This is a genomic window from Nonomuraea sp. NPDC004580, from assembly GCF_040609855.1.
GTDB lineage: Bacteria > Actinomycetota > Actinomycetes > Streptosporangiales > Streptosporangiaceae > Nonomuraea > Nonomuraea salmonea.
Genome location: NZ_JBEXLH010000020.1, coordinates 94,590 through 118,156, shown reverse-complemented (window position 1 = coordinate 118,156; position 23,567 = coordinate 94,590). Strand labels below are relative to the sequence as shown.

The following is a 23,567-nucleotide window of genomic DNA, read 5'->3' as shown; positions in this document are numbered from 1 at the left end:
TCCTCCGAAGGGAGCTGACCATGCCGTACACCTCCCCGCGGCTCGGCCCGCGCGGATACGCCGGGCGTGGCGGTGGCCGCGTGCCGTACGTGGAGGCGCCCCCGGAGTGGCGCGGCACCACCGTGCAGGTGTGCGGACTGTGGCCGTTCGGGGTCGGGTTCAGCACGCCGGCGATCGGCGTGCCGCTGGGGCGCGAGCTGACCGGCGGCGCGACGCTGTGCTGCGACCCGATCTCCTGGTTCGCCCGCGCCGGTCTCATCCACAACCCGTCGGAGCTCGTGCTCGGCAAGCCGGGGCTGGGCAAGTCCACGCTGGTACGCCGCCAGGTCGTCGGCCTGGCCGGCTACGGCGTCACCCCGCTGGTGCTGGGCGACCTGAAGCCCGACTACACCGACCTGATCGCGGCCATGGGCGGCCAGATCATCAAGCTCGGCCGCGGGCTCGGCGCGTTGAACGTCCTCGACCCCGGCGAGATCGGCGCCGCCGCCGCGCGCCTGTCCGGCCTGGACCGGGAGCGCCTGCTGGCCGACGCGCACGGCCGCCGCCTGAACGCGGTCGCCGCCCTCGTCACCATCGTCCGCGGCCGCCCGGTGGCCGACACCGAGCGGACGATCCTGTCCGCCGCCCTGCGGGTCCTGGACGAACGCCACCCCGGCGTCCCCATCCTCCCCGACCTGATCCACGTCATCGACGCCGGCCCCGACCCCGTACGAGCCGTGACCCTGGCCCGCGGCAGCGAGGAGCGTTACCGCCAGGTCGTCGACCCCCTGCACGCGTCCCTGCTCGGCCTGGTGGACGGCCCGCTCGGGGACGCCTTCGCCCGCGCCACCACCACCCCCATCCGCCTGGACACCCCGGCCGGCTGCTGCATCGACATCTCCGGCATCGACGAGTCCGACCAGGAGCTGCAGGCCGCCGTCCTGCTGGCCTGCTGGTCGGAGGGCTTCGGCGCGATCGAGGCCGCCCACGCCCTCGCCGACGCCGGCCTCGCCCCGCAACGCCGCTTCTGGGTGGTCCTGGACGAGCTGTGGCGCGTCCTGCGAGCCGGCCGCGGCCTGGTGGACCGCGTGGACGCCCTGACCCGCCTGAACCGCCAGCGCGGCGTCGGCCAGGCGATGATCACCCACACGATGAGCGACCTGCTGGCCCTCACGGAGGAGGCCGACCGTCTCAAGGCCCGGGGCTTCGCCGAACGCGCCGGCATGATCCTCTGCGGCGGCCTCCCCGAGGCCGAGCTGTCCGCCCTTACCCAGGTCGTGGGGATGTCCGCCGCCGAGCAACGCATGATCGTCGACTGGTCCACCCCACCCAGCTGGGACAACGCCCGCGCTCGCGACGGCGAACCCCCCGGCCGCAGCAAGTTCCTGGTGAAGGTGGGAGGCCGCCCCGGCATCCCCGTCCACGTGGACCTGACCCCGGCCGAGCTGGAGGTGGACCGCACCAACCGACGCTGGACCTGACCTCACCCACGCGACGACACCGACCCGGAGCCCGGTCACCGGGCTGCTGTCGAGAGACCTTGATCTGCACGCCTTCCATCGTCGCGAGAGGGCCCCGCCAGTTTCCCGCCCAGCGCGGACGCCTTCACATAGGGCAGCCGTTGACTGTTTCGTCAGCGAACTGGTCTACTTTCCCGCCGTGACGACCCTGAAGAACCCGACGAACCTGCAGCCTGCACCCATCATCGACGAGACGGCCGGGCTGCTGACCGAGCACTACGTCTTCCCCGAGGTGGCCGAGCAGCTCGCCGACCTGCTGCGCCGCCGCCTCGCCGAGGGCGCCTACGACGTCGGCAGCGCCGCGGAACTCGCCGCTCTGGTCACCGCGGACCTGCAGTCCGTCAACGGCGACAAGCACCTGAGGCTGAAGCACCACGCCGACCCGGTCTCCCCCGAGCAGGGCGCGGCCACCATGGAGTCCATCCGCCGCGACTTCGACACCTCACTGGGCGGCGCACCCCGCGTGGAGCTGCTCGACGGAGGCGTCACCCTGGTGGAGCTGGCGCCGATGCTGTTCCCCCTGGATTGGGCCGCCGAACCACTGACCGCCGCCCTCACCCTCGCCTCCCGCGCGGAGGCCCTGATCCTGGACCTCCGCGGCAACCGGGGCGGCGACCCGGACACCGTCGCCTTCGTCTGCAGCCACCTCCTGGACCAGCGCACCCACCTCAACAGCATGTACTGGCGCAAGGGCGACCGTACCGAGCAGTCCTGGAGCCTGCCCCACGTCCCCGGCGCCCGCTTCGGCGGCACCAAGCCCCTGTACATCCTGGTCAGCACCACCACCTTCTCCGCCGCCGAGGAACTGGCGTACGACCTCCAGCAGCTCGGCCGCGCCGTGATCGTGGGCGAGCCCACCCGCGGCGGCGCCCACCCGTGCAAGGGCTGGACCGTCCACCCCCACCTGGAAGCCACCGTCCCGACGGGCCGCGCCATCAACCCGATCTCCGGCACGAACTGGGAAGGCACCGGCGTCCAACCCGACATCTCTTGCCCTGCCGAAAAAGCCCTCGACGAAGCCCTGGCCCAACTGAGGAACTGACGCGACCCCGGCCGCCACGGCCTGCGTGTGGACGAGGAAGCCGACGCGTTCGAAGCGATGTCCGCTGCCAACCTCTTGCTTCCCGGGTTCGCGCCGTAAACTCGACAGCATGACGGCACCGCAGGAAGAGTACGAAGACCTTCACCGCCTGGTCGACCAACTCCGGCCTGACCAGGTGCGGGAAGAGCGCGCGCGACTCCTCCAACTCGTCCACTCACGCACCGATGAACCCGAACTCGGCCCCGACGGCACGCCCACCCTCTTCGGTGCCTACCAAGCCGGTTCCGAGTCGTAGATCTCACCGAGTCCGACCTATCCGGAATCGCGATCCTCGTCGAGCGATACCACGACCTGGGCCGGGCCTTATCGTCACGGGTGATGATGGACCGGGATCGTGCGTGAGACCTGGCCTTCCGTGCCTGGCTGCACGATCACGAACTGGCCCATCATCCCCGAGTCCTCGTGCCGCAGGATGTGGCAGTGGTACATGTACGGCGTCTTCGGGTCCGTGAAGTCGCCGAACTGGACGGCCAGCCGCACCGTGCTCTTCGGTGGCACGTACACGGTGTCCTTGTGCCCGGCGGTCCACGGCGCCGGCTTCGTCCCGTCCACGTCGAGCACCTGGAACGCCACCTCGTGGATGTGGAAGTTGTGGGCGTAGACGGTGTTCTCGATCTCCCAGATCTCGACGGCGCCGGCCGGGACGACCTCGTCGATGCGCGACATGTCCATCTCCTTGCCGTTGATGGCGTCGTGCCCGTTCAGCCGGAAGCGCCGTACCGTCGCCTGGGGCGGCACCACGATCGGCGCCGGCGCGCCCGGCAGCCGCGCGGGCAGCGGCGGTGAGGCGGACAGGCTCGGCGCGGTGACGATCTTGACGAGGTCGTGGTCGCCTTCGTCGATGTCGTCCGACCCCGAGGCCGTACGCAGCATGACCTGCTCGCCGGCGGTGAAGGCCACCACCAGCTCGACCCGTTCGCCCGGCGTCAGTGAGACCCGGTCCACCTCGACCGGGGCGGCGAGCAGCCCGGCATCTCCGCCCACCACGTGAAAGGCCCGGTTGTCGCCGAACGTCAGGTGATACATCCGCGCGTTCGACCCGTTGAGCACCCGGAACCGCACCCGCTCGGTCCGTACGTTCACCACCCCCCGGTACGTCCCGTTGACCAGCATGTGATCGCCGAGGATGCCGAAGGTGCCCTTGAGCGGATCAGGCGCGGGATCGAGCACCTTGTCCTGCAGGATCAGCGGGATGTCATCGACCCCATACCGCGAGGGCAGCCCGGAAGGCCCGTCGTCCACGATGAACATCCCGGCGAGCCCCCGGTAGACGTGCCGGGCGGTCGCGCCGTGCGGGTGCGGGTGGTACCAGGACGTGGTGGCGGGCTGGTCGACGGTCCAGTGCGGCGTCCAGGTCGCGCCCGGCTCGACCTGCTGGTGCGGGCCGCCGTCCATCTCGGCGGGCAGCCGCATCCCGTGCCAGTGCACGGTGCTGGCCTCGGCGAGCCGGTTGGTGACCTTCATGCGTACGTTGTCGCCGCGCGCCGCGCGGATGGTCGGGCCGAGGTACGGCCCGTTGAAGCCCCACGTCTCGACCGGCCCGCCGGGCAGCAGCTCGCTGCGGCCGCGCCGCATGGTCAGCGCGAACGTCAACGTCCCGTCCTCGCCGCGGGAGGGCTTGAGCAGGGGCGGTACGCGCACCTCGGTACGGAAGCCGGCCGGGTCGGCGGCAGGGACGGGGTCGGAGCCGCAGGCCGAGGCGAGGCCGGTGAGCGCGGCGACCGCGAGGAACTGTCGGCGGTTGATCTGTCGCATAGCGGAACAACTGTGCAGTTCCGCTCCCTTCCGCGCACAGTCGCCGGGATCACCTCCTGAGCGTGAGATCCTCATGATCGACACGGGCGAGAAGCTCGAACCGGTCACCGGTCCGCGTGGTGGTGAGCTCCCCGCCGACGTCGGCCAGGCGGGCGCGCAGATTCCGCAGCCCGCTGCCCGGCTCGCCCTCCTGTGTGACGCCGTCGTTGACCACGCGCAGCCGTGCCTGACCGTCCTCAACGGCGACCTCGATCACGCACTCGTACGGCGTGCTGTGCCGCAGCACATTGGTGACCGCCTCCCGCAACACCACCGCGAGCACCGGATGATCCACAGCAACGGACTCGACCCGCACGGTCGCGCCGGCGGACTCCAGCAGCGCTTTGGCGGAGTCGAGCTCGACGGCCAGCGACAACCGGTGATCCGGCGCGCTCATCCTGACGGCGTCGGCAAGGGCGGCCCGCGCCGCGTCCGTCACCCGTTCGAGCTGCTGCGCCGCCCGTTCCGGATCATCGCGCATCAGGCGCAGCGCGAGCTCGGCATGCAGGACGATCGCGGTGAGCCCGCGCCCGAGCAGGTCGTGGACGTCCCTGCCGACCTTGATGCGCTCGCGCAGCGCCGTCACCTCGACGAGCTCGGCCCGGGTCCGCCGCAGCTCGACGACGAGAGCGGCCAGCCTGGTCAGCCCGTAGACGGCGAGCGCGCTGGTGAGGGAGCTGCCGAGCTGGTAGACGCCGACGGCCGGCCCTCGGGAGAAACCCTCCAGAGCGGCCACGGCACAGACCAACCCGCACAGAGGCCAGGCCACCCGGCTTCGCACACAAAGCAGCACGGCCCCGGCGAAGAACCCGGAGACCGCCAGCCCGTACGCATCCCCCTGCAGCAGCGGCACGTAGATGGCGAGCGCCTGAGCGGTGAGCGTCCAGACCAGTCCCCTCGGACGCACGCCGGCACGCACCGCGGCCAGATGCCGGAACTGCAGGGCCAGGGTCACAGGTAGCAGCGCCAGGTAGGCGGCGTGGCCGGTGCCGATGCCCTCGCGGACGTCCGCGGCGAAGTTGAAGATCGACTGCCCGATGAAGAGGGCATGCGTGAGGACGAGAATCGGGGTGGCCAGCCGGAGAACCCTGAGGTCATCACCCTCGGACGGCACCGGTACCACCGTCTCGGCCGCCGGCAGCGACCGTACCCGCTGCAGCGCCTCCCTGGCGACGGCGACGGCCCGGCGGATCGCCTCGGGGTCGCGTTCGCGCCGCGCCAGCCGTTCGACGGCCGACAGGCTGCTCACCACCAGGCCGTGAACGTGCCCCCACAACCGCAGCCGCTCGACCTCCCCGGCCCTGGCGGACAGCTCAGAACGCTCCCGCCCGGCCCGGTCCACCAGGTCGGCGAGGCGGCTGAGCCCGTACAGCATCACGCCACCGTTGATCGGCGCGACGATCGCGTAGTAGACCAGGACCGGCGGCAGGCCCAGCACGACCGCCGTACCGGCCTCGACCGCCACGATCACCGCGACGACCCCCCACGCCCAGCCGCGCCCCACCGTGAGCAGCACCGACGCGACCAGGAACCCCGACCCGCCGGTCCGCCACTCCCCGGTCCCGACGAGCAGCGGCAGATAGTTGACCACGACCTGCGGAACCATCCAGAGGGCACGCCGCCCCCCGGAGAGGGAGATGGGAATCTGCAACGCGGCGACCGCGACGATGCACGCCACCATCAGCGGGCTCGTCGTGGTCTCGCCCAGGTGAAAGGTGACGCGTACCAGACAGACCAGACAGATGTACGCGACGAACAGGCGGAGCGGGCTCAGAGCCAACCGGCTTCCTGCGCGATCCGTACGGCATGCAGCCGATTGCGGGCGTTCAGCGTGGTCACGATCGCCGTGAGGTAATTGCGTACGGTGCCGGCCGACAGGAACAGCGCCGCAGCGATCTGCTCGACATCCTCACCCTCGGCGAATCTCCGCAGCACCTCAAGCTCCCGCGGCTTGAGCGGGCTCTCCGCCACCTCCAACGCCGCCACGGCAAGCTGCGGATCGACCACCCGTTCTCCCGCGGCGACCCTCCTGATGGCATCGGCGAGCTGCTCAGGGGGAGCATCCTTCACCACGAACCCGGACGCCTGCGCCGCGAACGCCCTCCGCACACTCCCCGGCCGCCCGAAACTCGTCACGATCAGCACCCGGCACCCAGGCATCTTCTTCCGCAGCTCAGCCGCCGCGGTGAGCCCGTCGACACCCGGTAACTCGACGTCGATCACCGCGACGTCCGGGACATGCCGCACCGCCAACGGCACGATCTCATCCCCGGCCGCCGTCTCCGCGACCACCTCGATGTCCGGCTCGAGCTGGAGCAGCGCGACCAGCGCACCGCGGACCATGTGCATGTCCTCGGCGAGCAGAACCCGGATCATCCCCGCCCCTACTCCCCAACCCGTTTCCGCCCATTTCTACCATCTCGTGAAATCTTCACATCAGGCCATGACGCCCCCATACGCGGCCCCATCACGGAAGCCGCCCCCAAAGCTCCAACCACCCCTCAACCCGCCCGTCACTCACCTGATCGACGATCAGCTTCAGCGGCGCAAGCAGGTTCTTACAGACCCGCATCGCCAGAATCTGCTCACGAGGACGCGCCCGCCAATCCACCACCCACTCGCCCGCCTGCTCAAAGGACAACGGCAGAGCACCCAGAACATCCGAAACCAACTGATCCGGATCCCACAGCGGATCATCGGCAGGCCCGAGATCCGAGATCAGCAGCGCCCGAAGATTGAACCGGCTCACGTCGGCGTTCCGCGCGAGATACCCGGCCCGCTCAGCACCATCGAGCGCCGAAAGCGCCACCCTCGCCCAGATCCGCCGTGTCTCCCCCTGGCCAGGATCCTGCGCGTACACGAGGTTGTGCTGCCACGCCGCCAGCCACGAGTTGACGTACCCGGCCTCGAACTCGGTGCTTCCCAACGCCCACTCCACCCCTAATCTTCTGCCTGTGCTCTTCCAAGAGATCAACGAGCTCATCACGTACGACGACCGCCAGCGCATGATCCCCACCGACTACACCACCCTGCGCGCACTGGGGGTGGGCCTGCTCGTCCTGGGCGAGCACGCCGCCGCGATCGACCACCTCACCCGCGCCCTCGCCGAAGCCGACACCACCCGCGGCGTCCGCGACCAGGTCACGGGCTCGTGCGGAGGGCTGGGGGTGATCCGGCATGCGTGTCTCCCGCGATCTGCGTTACACAGATCGTTAACATTTGGGCGATCTACTACGCTCGACATCACCCCCAACCAAGCCCTGGCACTCAACCGCTGAGGTCTCCATCAAAGCCGGCGCGACTCAATCGCCACTCCGGGGCTGATCGCATCCCCTCGCCGGCGAACCTCTGAACAGCCTGTACGGCGCGCACACCCATGGTTCTGTCAGTGACTGCTTGTATCGTTTCACGGCGTCCAGCGGCAATAGGTAAGGAAAGATCATGGGAGATTGGTTTCAGACGATCGTGGACGTCCAGGCGACTCCTCAGGAGGCGGAAACTCTGGCGGCGGACGTTCGGAGCTGGCTGATCTCCTCAGGAATCGTGTCTGCAGAGCCCACGCACTGCGTCCTGGGCGCCGATCCCGGGCACCCGCCCGGCCCGCGCGCCGCAACAGCGGTGGACCCGTCCGGTTGGAGCGTGCCCTGGCATGACGGCCTCGCCATCACTGTCGGCCGTACCGTCTTCGACGCGGGGCAGGGCGACCCCATGGCCGTGACCTGCCCGCACTGCTCGACGACAACCGACCTGGTCGACGAGCGCTTTGAACTCAACTACGAGGTATGGGAACCCTTCCGTGCAGTCGTACGAGGCTGGGACGAAGGAGACGACATCGTCATTGCCTGTCCAGCCTGCACGCAGCCGGTCGATCCGACTTCCTGGAAGTGGGCCGATGACTACTTCGTACTCGCCTACCTCGGCTTCACGTTCTGGAATTGGCCACCGCTACGCCCGCAGTTCGTCGATGAGCTCGCTCGCCACCTCGCCGGCCATCGCACCGTACTCCTCGAAGGCAAGCTCTAGCCGGCGCCCCCGATATGCCCGCATTTTCTCGCCGGCGGCGACGGACAGCGGTCCCCATCGCCGTAGCTCTGATTGCCCTCCTCGGTCTGGGCATTGCCGTCTACCTGACGGTACGCACCAAGGGCTCGCCCCAGCAGACGGCGACCGCGTTCCTGACGGCCTGGCAGCGCGGCGACCTGTCCGCCATGAAAGCCCAGGTGCTGGAGCCGCCCCGAGACCTCGACGGCATCTACAACGCCTTCACCAAGGGCTCGCGGGCCAAGCGGATAATCATCCAGGACATCCGCGTCCGCCCCAAGGCTTATTTGAATTTCGGGGAGACCGCCACCTACTACGCTTCGTTCACCGTCACCCTCGACGGACCGGTCCCCTACACCTATGACGGACACCTGGAGATCATCGATTTCGATCGCGCCTGGAAGGTGCACTGGTCACCGACGGCGATCCACCCCGAACTACAGGAGGTCGGCTTCAGCGAGGTGCGGCAGATCCGCGTCGTACCCCAACACGACGGCTCCTCCTGGCTCGTCCTTCTGGAAACACGCGCCAAGGGAGAGCAGGCAGGACGACTTTTCGCCGACGAAGGCCTCAAACTGGCGGCCATCCTGGCCGACTCAGCGCAACCCGGGGTCACTCGGTGATCGTTACCGCGAAGGTCGATTCATCGCGCGTCACCACATGCCGCCCTACCTCGCAGAGCAGGTGAACGGGCGCATCCGCCCGACACAAGCCAGCCATGGCCGGACGCGCGGCGTCATCCGCGGCCGGCGGCGGGCCGCTTCATCCGCCGACGGCCTCGGCGTAGCGGCGGGCGAGCGTGCGGACGTGCTCGACCAGCTCGGGCGGGCCGTCCACGCGGAAGTCCATCATCAGCATGCTGAGGTAGATCGCGATGGTCTCCATGGCGTCGGCGCCGGTGACGAGGACGCAGGTGCGCGCGTCCACCGCCTCCACCACGCCTACGGCGGGGTTGATGCGGGCGATCACGGTCTCCGCGGGCGCGAGGACGGTGACGCGGGCGTGCACCTTCCAGCCGGTCTGCGCCACCTCGCGCAGGACGAAGGCGACGAGGTCGTCGTCGGGCAGGGAACGGGCGGCGAAGCGGCGGGACGTGGAGCGTACCTCGGTCAGGCCGGCGACCGGCAGCGCCCGCCAGGCGTGCGTGCCCAGGTCGTAGGCGACGAGGAACCAGCGGCGCCGCCAGCTGATGAGATGGTAGGGCTCGACCTCGGTCTCGACGCCGGCGAGGGCCGCCAGGAGGGTCGCGCCGTCCCGGATCGCGCCGGCCAGCACGGTGAGGGTGGCGGCGGGCACCGGCGCGTCCGGCTCGCGGGAGCCGACCGTGGCGGGCCCGACCGCGGTGGCCGACCGCAGCGCGGTCACCTTGCGCTGCAGGCGTTTCGGCAGGATCTGCTGGAGCTTGGCGAGTGCCCGCCCGAGGCTGGCGTCGATGTCGGCGATGCTGGTGGAACCGTCCCCGGCGAGGCCGACGGCCAGGGCCACGGCCACCGCCTCGTCGTCGTCGAGCAGCAGCGGGGGCATGTTCGCGCCCTGCCCTAGCCGGTATCCGCCCACGGCGCCGCGCGCGGCGTGCACCGGGTAGCCGAGCTCGCGCAGGCGCTGCACGTCCTGCCGCAACGTGCGCTCGGTGACGCCGAGGCGCGCGGCGAGTTCGCGGCCCGTGTAGGACCGGTCCTGCAGCAGGGACAGCAGCCGGAGCACCCGGGTCGTCGTAGGAGCCATCGATTCCTCATCTCGCGCGGAGCTATTAGGAAGAAAAATAGCCTAATTGCGTTCTAATCTGGTCTTACCAGCGAGAAAGAACCCCGAAAGGTGAGTCCATGAACGCCATTGACAGCGCCACCGTCACCTCCCTGCGGCCGGTCTGGCGCCAGGTGCTGGCCGCCTCCTATCGGGCACTCGAGGACAGCGTCGCCGGGGTGCGGCCGGGCCAGGAGGACAACGCCACCCCCTGCTCGGCCTGGACGGTCACTCAGGTGATCCAGCACGCTGCCGGCGACCAGCTCGCCTACGCGAAGATGCTCGGCATCGGCGCCGGCCCGTCCTACGACCCCTTCTCGCCGTCCGGCACCGTGGACGGCACCGCCGCCGCCCTGGTGAAGGAGGCCATCGAGCAGACCGCCACGGCGTGGGCGACGGTGTCCGACGACACCGAGACGGTGCCGACGCCGCTGCCGCACGGCGACCTGCCCACCCCGGTCGCGGCCGTGATGTGCGCGCTCGACGCCGCCGTGCACGCCTGGGACATCGCGATCGCCACCGGAGGGCCGTCCCCGCTGGACGAGGAGCTCGCGGGCCACCTGCTCGCCGCCGCGCGACAGATCGTCGAGCCGCTGCGCCAGTGGGGCGCCTATGCCGCCGTGGTCGAGGCCGGCGGCGCCCCGTCCGCCACCCCGGTGGCCGCCGAGCTGCTCCGCTACCTCGGCCGCGTCCCGCGCTGAGCGGTTCATACGCCGGCAGGCCGGAACGGGGGTGGCACGGAACGCGGGAGGCGCCTGGAGCTGCCGGTTGGTGGGCTGTCCAGGACGCGGTCGCCGGTAGCGCGTGGACAGCGACACCGCTGGACCGCCCCTGCCCCTGCCCCTGCCCCTGCGCGGCCCAGCAACGAGATCGACCTCACACGCGAGGCACGCTCCAGTGCCCACCACGCACGTGGGGGTGAACCAGGGGCCTCGCAACCGCTCATCCAGCTTGATCGTTCGGGAACGAGATGGAACGATCACCCGTAGTTCGCCCGTGTGAGCCGTAGACAGCCCCACCGACGCTTTCACAGCTCGTGACCTTTCCTATCGACTCCACGCTTCTGCCGCGGTGCCATCTCGCCATGCCGCCACGAACAGCAAGGTCATTGCACGCATGATGTACGGTCCCCTGGCACCCCCCATGACAGGCCGAGCCCAGTGGCTCATCGCTCCTCGACGAAATTTTTGAGTGCCCGGCCCAGCGATCATGATGAGATGACGATCTCTGGGCGTGGAGACGCCACACCGACGGAAGAGGAGTGATCGGGCATGTCGAACGTCGTCCCTATCGAGCTGCAGGACGGCGAGGTCATTCTCGCCCGCGTCCGCACCGAAGGCCCGTCGGATGTCGGCGCGACTCGGGTCCTGCACAAACTGCCGATCGACGACCTCAGGAAGGTCGTTCAAGGCGTCGCCGGAACGGTCGCGGACGCGGTCGAGTCGGTGCGGCCCGACCAGGTCAGCGTGGAGTTCGGCATCGAGATCGCGCTCAAAACCGGCAAGGTCGCGAGCGTGCTGGCGGAGGCCGGCGGCAAGGCGAACCTCAAGCTCACGTTGACCTGGGACACGGCGCGTGACAAGCAGGCACGCGGCGCGGCGGACAGTGACGGCGAGGACGAGGGCGAGGGCACGGGTGAACCTGACGCGTAGCATTGACGAACTCCTGAAACCCCGCCTGGTGTTCATCAACTCCGCTGTCGGCGGCACCGGCTTTCTCGTCGCGCCAGGCGCTGTCCTCACGTGCGCTCATGTCGTCAACGAGCCAGCCGGCGAGGCCGTCGAAGTGCGGCACCTGGGTGTCGCGCTCGATGCCGAGGTGGAATCCCGCTTTCCGGCAGCGGCCGGCGAGGACACCTTCTACCCCTATCCCGACTTGTGCCTGCTGCGGATCAGCGGCTACGAACAGCATCCGTGCATGGTGCTGGATGATCGCATTCCCGCCATCGATCAGCGCCTGTACACGCGTGGTTACACGACGACCTTCTCGCCGATGCCGTCGGAGGAGCCGAGCACGTTCACGTACGAAGGGCTGCACGATGTCGCGGGCGGGCAACTGCTGAAGCTGTCGTCGGGCGATGCGGTTCCGGGCATGAGCGGCTCGCCGCTCCTGAACCTGGCCAACGCTGCCGTCGCCGGGATCGTCAAGACGAGCCGCGGCGAGCGGGGCGGCGGATGGGGCATCCCCATGAGGGCGGCCTTCGCCGCGATGCCGGGGCTCAAGGAACTCAACGTTCAGTGCGGCGAGAGCGATCCGCAGTGGCGCAATGTCGTCAATTCGGCGGGCAAGGCCTATGACAGCGGGGTAATCGTCGACATCCACGCATTCAGAGAGCGCACGCCCGCGCGCCGCCCGGCCGGCGTCCTCTTCACCGTCACCAACGCCGGCGGCGCGCTCGTCAAACTGGTCTCCATCGCGCTCGAAGTGATTTCGTGCCGCAGGACGGCCGCGCCGCACCATGACCTGCCGGAGGGACTGCCGGAGCAGTTCTCCCTCTCGGTCGAAATCGATCCGTCGCCGGGCGTGTACGAGTTGCTCGATCACGCCCACATGCTGCGGTCTCAGGAGACCGAGGGCTACAGTCTGGAGATCCATGCGGCGGAGGGCTGGATCTATCTGCTGTCGCTGCATGTGCGGTGGCGGGAACCGGGCGGCCCGGATCTGGAGGTCTGGCAGAGCCCGCCCTTCGAACTCGCGTTCAAGATCACGAATCCCGACGAGCTGCTCCGTGCCGCCAGGGAGACGAATCCGGGCGGGACACAATGACCCGCGAGGAGGCCCTGGCCCGTTGCGGGGAATGCGGAGACAGGCTGCCACTGTCAGGCCGCGTCTTCTTCGACACCTCCGACTCGACCGAGGAGACCCGGAGGCTCCTCGAAGACCCGGACCTGCCCGCGGCAACCGTGGCGTGCAGTTGCGGAGCCGCGAGATGGCTGCCCCTGATCTGCCGTGACGCGGCCACGGCAGCCCTCTTCTTCGTGGCCGACGAAGACCGCACAACGTTGATGGACGAATACCACGAAACACTGGTGAACTGCCTGGACACCATACCGCCGGATGTCCGTGACATGGCCTGGCACAGCCCGTACTTCGTGGTCGCAGGCGTGTCCGCCCTACGGGAGCTGATCGCTCGCGGCGACCGGATACTCGCCTCTCGTGGCCTGTTGATGGCGGAGGTTCCGAGCGACCATCACGCCGTGATGAATCTGCAGCAGGTCGCCGCGGCGTACGCGCGGGCGAACCGGCCCGGCGAGGCGTTCGACATCCTGCGGCGAGCACCACTCGCGAAGGTGAGCAGCCCCGATTACTGGGCCGCTTACGGCAAGCATGCCGTGGCGGCGGGCTCGCTCGACGCGGCGGAGGCCGCTTTCGCGCGGGCGGCGACGGCCTCGCGGGAGCTCTCCCATCTTCCGCTGAACCCTCTGGACGCGGACGAGAGCCTCGCGGACGTTTCCGGAGTCCGGTTGCCGCAGCTCGCGGCGGCCGTCGAGGAACGCCGGCGACTGCTTATGTTCGGTCCCGAGCTAGCCGACGAGGCGGCCGCCGAGAGAATGGGGTACGGCATCGGCGCGATTCAGGCCGCGCTGATCGACCTGCCGGACCAGGACGTTGCGGCGCTCGAATCCCTGCACAGCTCCAGCCTGGGGAGCTTCCGGAATTGGATCGACGGCTCACACGCGCGCAAGGCGAACGCCGCCAGGCTCATGCAGATGTGCGCCCTCGGCAAGGAACGGGCCCGCGGTGACTTCGACGCCGAGCAGGACCCCGAGCGGCTGCTGCGCACAGGCGAAGTCCTTGCCCAGGCCGAAGAGCCCGACCTCGCCCTAGCCTTGCTGCGACGTGCCGAACGCACGGGCCTGCCGGAGGTGAGGTTCGCGGCCGCCCGCTGGATCGGCTCGCTGCTGTCCGCGTCCGACGCCGAAGAGGCGGAGAAGTGGCTCAGGAAGGCGCTGGGCTCCCGCCGATCCGGCACTCGGGCTCTAGCGCACCTCGGACTCGCGCTCATCGCCCAGCGCAGGGGCATGCCCGAGCTCTACCACGAACAGCTCCTGCTCAGTGCGAGGCTCGGCGGTGATCGGGGATCGCCCGAAGCCCTCTACCTCCTGGCGCTCCGCGAAGCCGAGCTCGGCAGGCAGGAGACCCAGATGGCCTATCTGACCCAGCTCGCGCGAGGGAACTACGGCACGGTGACCGAGGTAGCAGGAGTGGTACTCGCCGACCTCTGCCTCCGCCGGGGCGAGCCGGCCCAAGCGTATGAATTCGCCATGCTCGGGAGACACTCTCTCAAGGTGGAGATCGTCATGGCCTCGATGTTCATCCGGGGAATGGTTCTCTCGGCGGCCGGGAGGATCCAAGAAGCAAGACAACTCCTTGGCGCCGTCGCGGTGGTGCCCGGCGCCTACTCCGAGGCGGCCCAGCGATGGGTCGCCGACCATCCCGAATCATGACCGTGCGCCGTCCGGGCACGCATATGGCACGACCCTGCACGGCCAGAGATGTCAGTTCATGATCGTGGGCTCACCAGCCATGTCCGGTCCTCGCACTGTGGCGTTCGATCTCGGCGTTCATTGTCGGCAGGCGTACCTCGTCGACGACACCGACGACGCCATGGACCCCGAGGGAATACCCGCCGATCATCCTGAGCATCCTGTCGGGATCATACGGGTGGATGACGGCGGAGCCTTCCTGATCACAGGACTCCACACGGAAGCCAAGACCGATCTGACCGCCGGTGCAGGAGTCTCACCAGTCGAGAACACAACGGCCTTGGCCCCTGCGCCGCCATGACCATTGAGGCGCGCAACGTCGCCTCAGCCGGTACACGGACAGTGCCCGAGTCCTTCGGCGGCCCTACGCCACCGCCGCTGCCAGGCGGGTCAACGACCCATCGAGCTCTTCGGCGGAGATGACCGGCAGGCGAGGCACCTCTGCCGGGTGGGTGACCGCCGCCCAGTCGTAGGTCTGGGTCACCTCGGTGTGACCGTCGTCGATCGGGATGAGCTTCCAGGTGAAGCGGTGACCGGCCGGGCGCTGACCCGGCTGGCCGGGGGCCCAGGCGATGACCCGGTTCTCGGTGAAAGCCACGACGTGGTTCTCGGTCAGGTAGTCGCCGATCTCGTCGTTGTGCATAGCCATGACGAAGGTGTCACCGACAGCGTCAACCAGGTCGGAGGTCTTGGCTTGCCGCAGGCGGCCGGTGGCGTCGAGTTCGGGGTGGCGGCGGGGGTCGCGGAGCACCGCGAAGATGCGTTCGGCCGGGGCGTCCAGCACCCGGGAGACGGTGGTGTGGGTCGGGCCGTCCATGGTGACCGGGTCGGGGTAGAAGCGAGCCCACGCGATCCGCCCGTCGCGGGTGGTGAGCACCACCGGGCCGCGCAGCACCACCGTCGCCCCGGTCGGGGCCGTACCTCGCATCTCCCACTCCGACCACAGCTCGTCACCGTTCTGGGCGTGGCGCAGGATCTCGGCCTGCAGGTCGGGCAGCCCGGCCAAGATCCTCGTCCAGTTCGCGGCGACCCGGTCGGAACCGATGAACCCCTCGGCCGGTCGCAGCGGTCGTTCGGCCACGTAGTCCTCGGTGAAGCAGCCGGCGATCCGCTCCGGTACGTGGGAGTTGATCGCCTCGCGCAGAGCGTGGAGGGCCTGGGGCAGCATGCCGTCGATCTCCTGGTTGTCTGGTTCGTTCTGACACTCTCGATCATGAAGATCGGTGGTGCTGCCCGGCAACCGGACAACGCCCGGACACCGCCCGGACACCCCCTGGCCCTGGCGGCCATAATTCAGCCCATGACCGATTCGGCGAGACCGGCGCGGAAGACGAGCAGCTTCGCGGCCATGCTGCGTCACCTGCGGGAGGCCAGGTCGCTGACCCAGCAGGAGCTGGCCGCCGCCGGACTGTCCGTCGACGCGGTCAGCGCGTTGGAACGCGGGCGGCGGACCCAGCCGCAGCCGCACACCGTGCGATCGCTGGCCTCGGCGCTGCAACTCCGCGACGCCGACCGCATGGCGTTGCTGTCCACCCTGGGCCGGGCCGGGGACGGAGCCCTCGAAATGCCGCCCCGCACGTTGACGCCCCACCGGCCGTCACCTCCTGCCGTCCCGGTGTTCGGGCGGGACGACGAGGCCGCCGAGATCGTCGCCGCCCTGCGCACCACGCCGGGCCGGCTGGTGACGCTCACCGGCCCGGGCGGGGTGGGCAAGACCACCGTCGCGCTGGTGGCTGCGGAGATGCTGGCCGCCGATCACCCGGGCGGCGTGTACTTCGCCGACCTTACCGACGTCACCGACCCCGACGACGCCGTCGCCGTCATGGCCCGCGCCGCGGGATCCCACGCCGACACGGTGACCGGCCTCGCCGCGCACCTCGCCGGGGCGTCGGTCCTGCTCGTGCTCGACAACCTGGAGCGCGTGACGGCCTGCGGCCCGCAACTGGTCGAGCTGCTGACGGCATCCCCCGGCGCCGTGATCCTGGCCACCAGCCGCGTCCCCCTCCGAGTGCGCAGGGAACGTGAAGTGCGCATCGCCCCGCTCGGCCCGGCGGCGGCCGTGCGGCTCTTCAACGAACGGCTGGCCGCCGCCGGCGTGCCACCGCCCACCGGGAGCGAGGATGACGATGCGGTCGCGCAACTGTGCCGACGGGTCGACGGGCTGCCACTGGCCATCGAGCTCCTGGCCGCCACGGCCGCCCGACTCGGGCCACGGGCACTGCTCACGTGGGTCGATCAGCTACCGGATCTGCCCGTGGCCGGCCCTCGGGACCTGCCGGCGCGGCAACGTACCATTGCGGCCACCGTCGAGTGGAGCTGCCGGATGCTCGGCCCCGCGGCCCGGCGACTGCTCCCCCGGCTCGCCGTGGTCCCGGGCAGCTTCTCCCTCGACACCGTCGACGCGATCGCTGCGCCGGACGCGACGGGTGCGGCGGGTGCGCTCGCCGAGCTGATCGAGCACTCACTGGTCACCCGCGGCGACGACGCGGGGCTGGTCGGGCGGTTCCGGCTGCTGGAGCCGGTCCGCCAGTACGCGCTGAAAACACTCGAACCGGCCGACCGGAAACAGGTCCGTCGGGGTGTGGCTCGATGGGCCTTGCGGGCGGCGCGCGAACAGGGTGCGCGGATCCGGGGCCACGGCGACATGACGGCGGTAGAGCAGGTCGAGGTCGATCGCCACGTACTGCGGCTCGGCTTCGACCAGCTCGTCGACGACCACCGGCACGACGACGCCGCCGAGCTGCTGTGGTCGGTGTGGCTGCCGCTGTGGATGACCGGGCACACCCACGAAGGCCTCGCCTGGACAGGCCGCCTGCACGAGGACGCCCTGAGCGAGCGGGCTAAGGCCCGCTGGCTGGTGGCGCGCGCCGGGTTCAACCGCGTCGCCGCGGACCTGTTCGTCACTGCGGAGCGGGCGATGCGGCTGGCCGAGCGGATCGACGACGCCTCGCTTGCCGCGGAGGCGGCGATCTTCGCGTCGGCGGCGGCGCTGCGCCTGGGCGACTTCGACGGTTCTGAGGCTCTGCTGGCCAGGGCAGAGGCCCACATGAAGACGCGCCTCGACGTTGAACGCGACGTGTGGGCGGCCGTACACGTGCCCATCGGCCGTGGTGACGGCGCGCTGCTGCGCGGTGACCGGTCCGCGGCGGCGCGGTACTGGCGGGCGGCTGTGGCCACGGCGCAGGAGCTGGGCAGCGGGTTCTCGGTGGCCGCGGTTCTTGCGGAGTGCGCGCAGGCCGCCCGCGGCGAAGGGCGCCTGGACGACGCGGCCGTGATGCTCGCCGTCGCCGGCGAGCTGGCCCCGCAGCGGGACGGTCACCGGCTGGGGGCACACCTGGCGGGCGTGGCCTCGGCCGTGGCGGCCGACCTCGGTGACGTGGCGTCGGCGCGGTGGTGGGAGGGCGTGGCGAGGTCCGCGGCCCCGGTGGACACCGATGAGCTTGGCGAGCGGTTCCGGGAGCTTGTCCGACATGCCGACACCGTCTCCGTACGCCGCCAAGAGCCGTGACAGCATGTCCGACGCCCTCGCGACGGCTCTTCCTGCGTTGACGACGGACGAGGCCGGACGGCCGGATGCCACCCTTCTCCGTACTGCCCTGCGCCAGTACTTTCTGCTGCCCGAGGACAAGCGGCGCAGCGCGGGCCGTCCGCTGGCTGGAGGCGGCATCGCTCAGCTTGGAGGATCTCAACGAGATTAAGGCCGTACGCCCGGCCCTCGACGCCCTCGCACTCCGCCTCCCAGATCCATCCCGCGTATGTCCCGTGACCACCGACGAACGGCCGCTCAGAGCTGCATCTGGCTGCACACCCCGAAATGCAGAAGAGGCCCCGTAGGGCCTCTGAGCTGCACTTACTGCTGGTGGCTGATGAACTCGCCGTTGCGATTCTCAGTCACCCCGGGGGGCGACTGCCACAGGCCAGGCGTACGAACGGGTCGAGCCGGCCGACGTCGTTGCGATCCTCAGCCACCCCGGAGGGCGACTGGTGGCGGTCGCCCTCCGGGGCGACCGAGGATCGCAACGCGAGCGCGTTGTCCGGCATGGTGTCGTACCCGAGGCAGCGGTCGCCCTCCAGGGCAGCTCCGCAAGCGCCCATGACCGCGCGGCTCAACCGCCGTGGCGCCGTCCTCAAAAGCCAGCTCATCGGTGCTGGTTGCCACGTGCTCGACCAGCTCGACGACCGGCTGCAGGATCTGATCCCGGGCGGCACTGGAAAGTTGATTACGGGTCGTGAGAGCTGCCGATCAGTGCTCATACGAGCAGCCACTGACGGCGCCCCTGGCGGGATTGTTTCAGCAATGTCTTCGTCAAGGTGCGAACGAGCCCTCCGACGAGAGTGTCAGACCGATGCGTCCGACACTCACGTCGACAAGCTTGGGGGCGACCATGAACGACCTTCCGCCGTCCGCGTTCCTCCGCAGGTCACCGTCCGACCCGAGGCACAACCACAGTCTGTTGTGGGCTGGTCTCGCACTGGCCATCAGTGCCACCTGCGGCTTCTCGCTGGGACGCGCTACCCAGGAATCGCGACCCGTCGCGCCTCCTCCTGTGGCTGTTCACTTCGCCATGATGTCCCCGCCGTCTGCTACGCCGAGTCAATCCACGTCCATAACTCCGGCGTCCCCCAAACCGTCCGCAACCCCTGAGCCAGCCAAACACGCCCTGTCCGTCCCCAGCAGGGACGGCAAGACCCGCACGCCCGGCCAGGCCAAGACGCACAAGCGGGTTCGAGCGCATGCCGACCATCGCGGCCCGTGCAGCAGGCTGAAGGGACTCAAGGCGCGGGTCTGCAGGACGCTGTTCAAGCGCTGAGCGTGGCACCGTTCCGCGTTATCCGCAGAATTGGCACGACAAGGCGTCGACGCAGCTCAAGCGGCTCAGCCGCAGCTTCCGAAGAGCGGTCCAGGCGGGTCAGCACTTTCCCGCAGTATCCGCAGAACCGCCGCCCGCCGACCATCACTCGCTGGACGGCTCATCCTCCACGACCAGCTCTACCCGATCCCCACGCAGCACCCTGCGATGCTTCCGCGCCCCCGGCACCACCTCGAACACCGGCACGCCCTCCGGCATCCCACCGAACTCCCGCAGCTCAGCGGACGTAGCCAGCTCCCGCCGCTCATCCGGCGTAGGCATCCGCGTGATCACCCGCGCCCCGGCCGGCACCGCGTACGGCTCGCGCTTCGGCTCAGCGGCCACCATCGACCCCCGCTTGCGCACCGTGGTGATCCGCCCCTCGGCGCGGAGATGGGCCAGGGCTTCGCGTACGGTGTCGCGGCCCACCTCGTACTTCTGTGAAAGCTGAGCCTCCGAGGGCAGCCACGCTCCGGGCCGGTAGCGGCCGGCCGTGATGTCGTCGCGGATCGCAGCCGCGACCTGCCGGTAGACCGGCACCCCAGAGCTGTAGTCGATCACGGCACACAAGTGTCACAGGGCCATATTGCCATGAGGCTTGTGGCCATGAGCCCCTACCGTTAACGTGGGCAAACACCTCTCCACGCGAGTTTTCAGGGAACCAATTATCAGAAATTAGGATGGAGGACGCAATCCCCCATGACCACCGCCCGCGAAGCGCTGTCTGACCCTGACCTGCGTGGCGCGTTCCGACGCTTCTACGTCTGGCGCACCCCCGACGGCCTCTGGCACGCCAAGCCACTCCCCAAGCTCAGCGAGGGAGAGATCGCCTACCAAATCCTCCCGGAGCTGGTCGCCGAGACCCCCATCCAGCTCGCCTATCGGTGCACCTGGCAGCGCAGCCGCCGCAAGGTCTACCGCTACCTGCAGAAGTACGAGGTAAGGAGCGCGGCCCTTGAGCCGGCCCCCTGAACTCCCGCTGGTGCAGTGGGAGCCATACCAGCGCCGTCCCCGCGACCGTATCCGCATCACCGAGACCTCATGCTGCGGCGCCTACGAGTGGGCCGCACAAGGCGGGCTCTTCCTCATCCTGCGCCCCGCCGCCCGACCCGGCCGCTACGAGGAGACAGGCCGAGGGCTCTACCGCCACGCCCGCGAGGTCTGGGAAGAACTCCTGACGTACCACGAGCTACAGCACAAACACGAGCAAGCTACGAAGAGCAAACGCCAGCCCCGCAGATCACGTGACGACGAACAAGCCGCATAACTTGCCAAGCAAACTGCGAGTTTCTGCGGCATTACGCGGATCTTCACCGAGACGCACACGGGCCACCCGCCGTCCCGGCCCGTTCGCACGCCGAGGCGTTCTGCGGATAACGCGGCCGTACCACCGCAAGATCGCAGCCCATCGCCGCGGCAACAACCTCCTGCCGTCCCGCGTCCAGCACCCTCGTGACGGGAAAGGAACAGAGGAACGCAAGGCCGGTAACCCCAGCCGGCCACGCGTGCCCGCCCTACCCTAGAGACACTGTGCCTCGGCGAGGGAGCGCGATGAGCAAGGCAACGGATGCCCCTACCTACGTTCGAATAGCCCAGGACATCCGCAGCCGCATCTTCCAAGGCGATCCCCCCGCCAGCGCCATGCTCCCCTCCGAAGCCACGCTCGCCCGCACGTACGGCGTCGCGCGAGGAACGGTCCGCCAGGCGGTGGCCGAGCTGGAACGCTCAGGGCTGGTGGCGAGCGAGGCCGGCCGCGGCCGACGCGTCATGGGCAGCGACCCGGCGACCACCACCCGCACCGCCGCCACCCAGTACGAAACGATCGCCGAGACACTCCGCAAGCGCATAGACAACGGCGACCTCGTCGCCGGCCAGCAGCTGCCCGGCGAGGCCGCCATCGCCGAGGAGTACGGAGTGTCGAAGGGCACGGCCCGCCAGGCACTGCAACTCCTGGCCGGCCAACGCCTCATCGCGCCCGTCCACGGCAAGGGCTGGTTCGTGGGCGGCCCCGAACACGCCCGAACTCGAGCGGACGCGGTCGCCACCGACCTCCGGCAGGACATCGCCACCGGCAAGCTCACCCCGGGATCCGTCCTGCCCGGCGAGAACGCCCTAGCCCAAGAACGCGGCGTCGCCCGCGTCACCATCCGGCGCGCGTACGCGCTCCTGGAAGCGGAAGGAGTCATCGAGAAGAGGCCCGGCATGGGCCGCGTCGTCAAAGCACGAGCCAAAGGTGACACGTGACCGTATCGCAGACGCCCTCGATCCCCTTCACCACCACCGAAGCCCTAGCGACCCTCCACGACCTGCGAGAACGAAGCCATAGCCCACGAGTTTCGCACCCGCATGCGCTCGCTACGGCACCCTGACACGCCCCGGCGCTGGCGCGCTTTCTGAGCACCCTATAAGCGCCCGACCCGCACATCCGGAATGCCATGTACGCAGCAAACGACACGAACGTTGAGCGCCATACCGGTTGGGCACGGAAAATTCTTGTTCCCCGTCCGCCACTCCAGCTACACACCTGCCAAATGTCCAGGTAGGCGCGTTCATTACGCCGCCACGCCGGTTACGCCACATTCGCTTCATCCCATATCACCGATATACGAGTTACCCGCATATTTGTAGCCTCAGCGATACGCTCAATCCGATGAGTCTCGTCGGGATGAAGCCGGATCAAGCTCGGAACCTGGCAGCCGCTGCCGAGGTCACGGGCGGGTCGCTCGCGGTCCAAGGCGCGGTGATCCGGCGACTCCTGGAGCGTTGGAACGGCGACGTCAGCCGGCTGGCCTCATTTCCAGCGCGTGCGTCATGGGCGCAAGATCAAGCCAAAGACATTCGGCGTCGAGCCGACCTCCTTGAGAAAGACCCGGAGGGCACGGCACTGTTCGCGGCCATGACCTCCGTACTGGACTTCTGGGAAGACCACAAAGCCCAAGCCCAGGCGGTGATCAAGCCGCTCAAGGTTATGGCGATCATGAGCGGTGTGGAGGCCGCGGTTCAGCTACAGCGACGATGGGCACAAGGGAGAAATGTGGCCGGCGCCCGCGCCGTCTACGACATCCGCCGTTACATGGGAGCCCTCCCCGGCAACCGCAAGCTCTCCGAGCTGATCTCGGAAATGCTCAAGGCGCGGAAAATTCAAGATCTCTACAAGCAGCCGTGGAAATGGCAGCAAACGCTGTCGGCCGCGTTGAAGCGATTGAAGATCCCTGGCGCCGACCTCCTGACCAGGAACCCTCCAGGAGCCGGGATCTTCGCACGTGTCACCCTCCCGGCGGCCGCCGTCACGGGCGTCAAGGAAGCGGTGGCGCCCACACACGACGGTGCGCAGGGCTGGGTGGATCGCGGCATGGGCGCCGTCCAAGTAGGCGGCGCGGTCGCGGTCATGGGCGGCGCGAGCATCGCCACCGCGCTCGGCGCATCGGCGGCGGTGGCTGCGGCGGTACCCGTGGCGGGATGGGTCGCGTTGGGCGTGGCCGGCGCCTACTTCCTCGGTAGTTGGGCGTGGGACAACTGGGGAGACGACATCAAGGCGGGCGCGGGAAAGGCCGTACAAGGCGCCAAAGAGTTCATCGAGAAATTCAAGTTCTGGTGAGACCCTGATCCTTTGACGTGCGGAGGCTCCATGACGTCAACCGAAGTACCGCCTCGGGCGAGCAGCAACCGCCGCATCATTCCGCCCAGCGTGGACGCTCTGCTCGCACTGCTGGCCGGGGTCATCGTCAGCGACCCGCTGAACGGGACGCTCGCCTACTGGCCGGCCTTCGTCGGAGCGCTGCTCGTGCTGTCCTTCTGCAACCACGTGCTCTTGACGATCGCGCTGGGCGGAAGCGTCGGCAAGCTGCTGACCGGCCTGCGGACCGTTCGTACGAGCGACCTTGAGAAGCCGGCCCTCGGCCAGGCGACTCGGCGCTGGCTGTGGGGCTTCTTCTACATCGCGTACATCCCCATCATGGTCCTCACCGGCACCGACATGGATCACCATGACATCGCCGGCCTGCGGATCGTGCGGAGAGCCGACGTCCGCCGCTTGAAGGGCTGATCGACG

General features: G+C 69.2%; 24 protein-coding genes. 17 read left to right on the top strand and 7 right to left on the bottom strand.

What is annotated here, in order from left to right:
• The first annotated feature begins 20 nt into the window (after window positions 1-20).
• The 3 genes from ABZW11_RS22045 (at window position 21) to ABZW11_RS22035 (ending at window position 2,836) form a co-directional block, all read left to right on the top strand.
• Window positions 21-1,460 (top strand): ATP/GTP-binding protein, encoded by a 1,440-nt coding sequence (locus ABZW11_RS22045; RefSeq protein ID WP_355419827.1) that lies wholly within the window; start codon window positions 21-23, stop codon window positions 1,458-1,460.
• 178 nt (window positions 1,461-1,638) lie between these two features.
• Window positions 1,639-2,541 carry a S41 family peptidase gene (locus tag ABZW11_RS22040; protein ID WP_355419825.1) on the top strand — a complete coding sequence of 301 codons (903 nt, stop codon included), beginning with the start codon at window positions 1,639-1,641 and terminating at the stop codon, window positions 2,539-2,541.
• Window positions 2,542-2,650: 109 nt separating this feature from the next.
• A complete protein-coding gene (locus ABZW11_RS22035) occupies window positions 2,651-2,836 on the top strand; it encodes a hypothetical protein (protein WP_355419823.1) in 186 nt (61 codons plus the stop codon).
• A gap of 74 nt (window positions 2,837-2,910) precedes the next feature.
• On the opposite strand, the gene ABZW11_RS22030 is transcribed toward ABZW11_RS22035, so the two are convergent.
• The 4 genes from ABZW11_RS22030 to ABZW11_RS22015 all read right to left on the bottom strand — a co-directional run bounded on the left by ABZW11_RS22030 (window position 2,911) and on the right by ABZW11_RS22015 (window position 7,321).
• A complete protein-coding gene (locus ABZW11_RS22030; RefSeq protein WP_355419821.1) occupies window positions 2,911-4,356 on the bottom strand; it encodes a multicopper oxidase domain-containing protein in 1,446 nt (481 codons plus the stop codon).
• 49 nt (window positions 4,357-4,405) lie between these two features.
• A complete protein-coding gene (locus ABZW11_RS22025; RefSeq protein ID WP_355419819.1) occupies window positions 4,406-6,175 on the bottom strand; it encodes a histidine kinase in 1,770 nt (589 codons plus the stop codon).
• Window positions 6,166-6,771, bottom strand: coding sequence for a response regulator transcription factor (locus tag ABZW11_RS22020; RefSeq protein WP_355419817.1), 606 nt, complete (start codon window positions 6,769-6,771; stop codon window positions 6,166-6,168). The genes ABZW11_RS22025 and ABZW11_RS22020 overlap by 10 nt, the downstream gene beginning before the upstream one ends.
• Window positions 6,772-6,862: 91 nt before the next feature.
• On the bottom strand, window positions 6,863-7,321 hold the full coding sequence (locus ABZW11_RS22015) for a hypothetical protein (RefSeq protein WP_355419815.1): 459 nt from the start codon (window positions 7,319-7,321) through the stop codon (window positions 6,863-6,865).
• A 28-nt stretch (window positions 7,322-7,349) separates the two neighbouring features.
• On the opposite strand from ABZW11_RS22015, the gene ABZW11_RS22010 reads away from it, so the two are divergent.
• From ABZW11_RS22010 to ABZW11_RS22000, 3 genes are all read left to right on the top strand, one after another.
• Entirely contained in the window at window positions 7,350-7,673 is a 324-nt protein-coding gene (locus ABZW11_RS22010) for a hypothetical protein (protein WP_355419813.1), read from the top strand.
• A gap of 163 nt (window positions 7,674-7,836) precedes the next feature.
• The gene (locus tag ABZW11_RS22005; protein WP_355419811.1) at window positions 7,837-8,418 is read left to right on the top strand and encodes a hypothetical protein; all 582 of its coding nucleotides are present in this window, start codon (window positions 7,837-7,839) and stop codon (window positions 8,416-8,418) included.
• Window positions 8,419-8,432: 14 nt separating this feature from the next.
• The gene (locus ABZW11_RS22000; protein ID WP_355419809.1) at window positions 8,433-9,059 is read left to right on the top strand and encodes an NTF2-like N-terminal transpeptidase domain-containing protein; all 627 of its coding nucleotides are present in this window, start codon (window positions 8,433-8,435) and stop codon (window positions 9,057-9,059) included.
• A gap of 139 nt (window positions 9,060-9,198) precedes the next feature.
• Here ABZW11_RS22000 and ABZW11_RS21995 read toward each other — a convergent pair whose 3' ends face one another.
• Window positions 9,199-10,161 carry a WYL domain-containing protein gene (locus tag ABZW11_RS21995; RefSeq protein ID WP_355419807.1) on the bottom strand — a complete coding sequence of 321 codons (963 nt, stop codon included), beginning with the start codon at window positions 10,159-10,161 and terminating at the stop codon, window positions 9,199-9,201.
• 98 nt (window positions 10,162-10,259) lie between these two features.
• Here ABZW11_RS21995 and ABZW11_RS21990 point away from each other — a divergent pair, with 98 nt between their 5' ends.
• The 5 genes from ABZW11_RS21990 (at window position 10,260) to ABZW11_RS21970 (ending at window position 14,967) form a co-directional block, all read left to right on the top strand.
• Complete coding sequence (locus ABZW11_RS21990; RefSeq protein ID WP_355419805.1) at window positions 10,260-10,880, top strand: TIGR03086 family metal-binding protein; 621 nt, start codon at window positions 10,260-10,262, stop codon at window positions 10,878-10,880.
• Window positions 10,881-11,450: 570 nt separating this feature from the next.
• Window positions 11,451-11,831, top strand: a complete 381-nt coding sequence (locus ABZW11_RS21985; RefSeq protein ID WP_355419803.1) for a CU044_2847 family protein — start codon at window positions 11,451-11,453, stop codon at window positions 11,829-11,831.
• Window positions 11,815-12,945, top strand: a complete 1,131-nt coding sequence (locus ABZW11_RS21980; RefSeq protein ID WP_355419801.1) for a serine protease — start codon at window positions 11,815-11,817, stop codon at window positions 12,943-12,945. Before ABZW11_RS21985 ends, ABZW11_RS21980 begins: the two co-directional genes overlap by 17 nt.
• Complete coding sequence (locus ABZW11_RS21975) at window positions 12,942-14,627, top strand: hypothetical protein (protein ID WP_355419799.1); 1,686 nt, start codon at window positions 12,942-12,944, stop codon at window positions 14,625-14,627. Before ABZW11_RS21980 ends, ABZW11_RS21975 begins: the two co-directional genes overlap by 4 nt.
• Before the next feature lie 97 nt (window positions 14,628-14,724).
• The gene (locus ABZW11_RS21970) at window positions 14,725-14,967 is read left to right on the top strand and encodes a hypothetical protein (protein WP_355419797.1); all 243 of its coding nucleotides are present in this window, start codon (window positions 14,725-14,727) and stop codon (window positions 14,965-14,967) included.
• Window positions 14,968-15,030: 63 nt separating this feature from the next.
• Here the strand turns inward: ABZW11_RS21970 and ABZW11_RS21965 are convergent, their stop codons facing one another.
• Window positions 15,031-15,834 (bottom strand): nuclear transport factor 2 family protein, encoded by an 804-nt coding sequence (locus tag ABZW11_RS21965; RefSeq protein WP_355419795.1) that lies wholly within the window; start codon window positions 15,832-15,834, stop codon window positions 15,031-15,033.
• A gap of 132 nt (window positions 15,835-15,966) precedes the next feature.
• On the opposite strand from ABZW11_RS21965, the gene ABZW11_RS21960 reads away from it, so the two are divergent.
• Window positions 15,967-18,174, top strand: coding sequence for a helix-turn-helix domain-containing protein (locus ABZW11_RS21960; RefSeq protein ID WP_355419793.1), 2,208 nt, complete (start codon window positions 15,967-15,969; stop codon window positions 18,172-18,174).
• 1,447 nt (window positions 18,175-19,621) lie between these two features.
• On the opposite strand, the gene ABZW11_RS21955 is transcribed toward ABZW11_RS21960, so the two are convergent.
• Window positions 19,622-20,077, bottom strand: a complete 456-nt coding sequence (locus ABZW11_RS21955) for a GntR family transcriptional regulator (protein ID WP_355419791.1) — start codon at window positions 20,075-20,077, stop codon at window positions 19,622-19,624.
• A gap of 138 nt (window positions 20,078-20,215) precedes the next feature.
• On the opposite strand from ABZW11_RS21955, the gene ABZW11_RS21950 reads away from it, so the two are divergent.
• From ABZW11_RS21950 to ABZW11_RS21930, 5 genes are all read left to right on the top strand, one after another.
• Window positions 20,216-20,488, top strand: coding sequence for a hypothetical protein (locus ABZW11_RS21950; protein ID WP_355419789.1), 273 nt, complete (start codon window positions 20,216-20,218; stop codon window positions 20,486-20,488).
• Window positions 20,472-20,783 carry a hypothetical protein gene (locus ABZW11_RS21945; protein ID WP_355419787.1) on the top strand — a complete coding sequence of 104 codons (312 nt, stop codon included), beginning with the start codon at window positions 20,472-20,474 and terminating at the stop codon, window positions 20,781-20,783. Before ABZW11_RS21950 ends, ABZW11_RS21945 begins: the two co-directional genes overlap by 17 nt.
• Window positions 20,784-21,067: 284 nt before the next feature.
• Window positions 21,068-21,760, top strand: a complete 693-nt coding sequence (locus ABZW11_RS21940; RefSeq protein ID WP_355419785.1) for a GntR family transcriptional regulator — start codon at window positions 21,068-21,070, stop codon at window positions 21,758-21,760.
• A 406-nt stretch (window positions 21,761-22,166) separates the two neighbouring features.
• Window positions 22,167-23,114, top strand: coding sequence for a hypothetical protein (locus tag ABZW11_RS21935; protein ID WP_355419783.1), 948 nt, complete (start codon window positions 22,167-22,169; stop codon window positions 23,112-23,114).
• Between the two features lie 30 nt (window positions 23,115-23,144).
• Window positions 23,145-23,561: an RDD family protein gene (locus ABZW11_RS21930; RefSeq protein ID WP_355419781.1), complete on the top strand. Its 417-nt coding sequence runs from the start codon at window positions 23,145-23,147 to the stop codon at window positions 23,559-23,561.
• The last annotated feature ends 6 nt before the right edge of the window (window positions 23,562-23,567 follow it).

Coding starts and splice junctions, on each gene's coding strand:
- ABZW11_RS22045 (WP_355419827.1), top strand. CDS start 21: ATGCCGTACACCTCCCCGCGGCTCGGCCCGCGCGGATACGCCGGGCGT.
- ABZW11_RS22035 (WP_355419823.1), top strand. CDS start 2,651: ATGACGGCACCGCAGGAAGAGTACGAAGACCTTCACCGCCTGGTCGAC.
- ABZW11_RS22030 (WP_355419821.1), bottom strand. CDS start 4,356: ATGCGACAGATCAACCGCCGACAGTTCCTCGCGGTCGCCGCGCTCACC.
- ABZW11_RS22020 (WP_355419817.1), bottom strand. CDS start 6,771: ATGATCCGGGTTCTGCTCGCCGAGGACATGCACATGGTCCGCGGTGCG.
- ABZW11_RS22005 (WP_355419811.1), top strand. CDS start 7,837: ATGGGAGATTGGTTTCAGACGATCGTGGACGTCCAGGCGACTCCTCAG.
- ABZW11_RS22000 (WP_355419809.1), top strand. CDS start 8,433: ATGCCCGCATTTTCTCGCCGGCGGCGACGGACAGCGGTCCCCATCGCC.
- ABZW11_RS21995 (WP_355419807.1), bottom strand. CDS start 10,161: ATGGCTCCTACGACGACCCGGGTGCTCCGGCTGCTGTCCCTGCTGCAG.
- ABZW11_RS21990 (WP_355419805.1), top strand. CDS start 10,260: ATGAACGCCATTGACAGCGCCACCGTCACCTCCCTGCGGCCGGTCTGG.
- ABZW11_RS21985 (WP_355419803.1), top strand. CDS start 11,451: ATGTCGAACGTCGTCCCTATCGAGCTGCAGGACGGCGAGGTCATTCTC.
- ABZW11_RS21975 (WP_355419799.1), top strand. CDS start 12,942: ATGACCCGCGAGGAGGCCCTGGCCCGTTGCGGGGAATGCGGAGACAGG.
- ABZW11_RS21965 (WP_355419795.1), bottom strand. CDS start 15,834: ATGCTGCCCCAGGCCCTCCACGCTCTGCGCGAGGCGATCAACTCCCAC.
- ABZW11_RS21960 (WP_355419793.1), top strand. CDS start 15,967: ATGACCGATTCGGCGAGACCGGCGCGGAAGACGAGCAGCTTCGCGGCC.
- ABZW11_RS21950 (WP_355419789.1), top strand. CDS start 20,216: ATGACCACCGCCCGCGAAGCGCTGTCTGACCCTGACCTGCGTGGCGCG.
- ABZW11_RS21940 (WP_355419785.1), top strand. CDS start 21,068: ATGAGCAAGGCAACGGATGCCCCTACCTACGTTCGAATAGCCCAGGAC.
- ABZW11_RS21935 (WP_355419783.1), top strand. CDS start 22,167: ATGAGTCTCGTCGGGATGAAGCCGGATCAAGCTCGGAACCTGGCAGCC.
- ABZW11_RS21930 (WP_355419781.1), top strand. CDS start 23,145: ATGACGTCAACCGAAGTACCGCCTCGGGCGAGCAGCAACCGCCGCATC.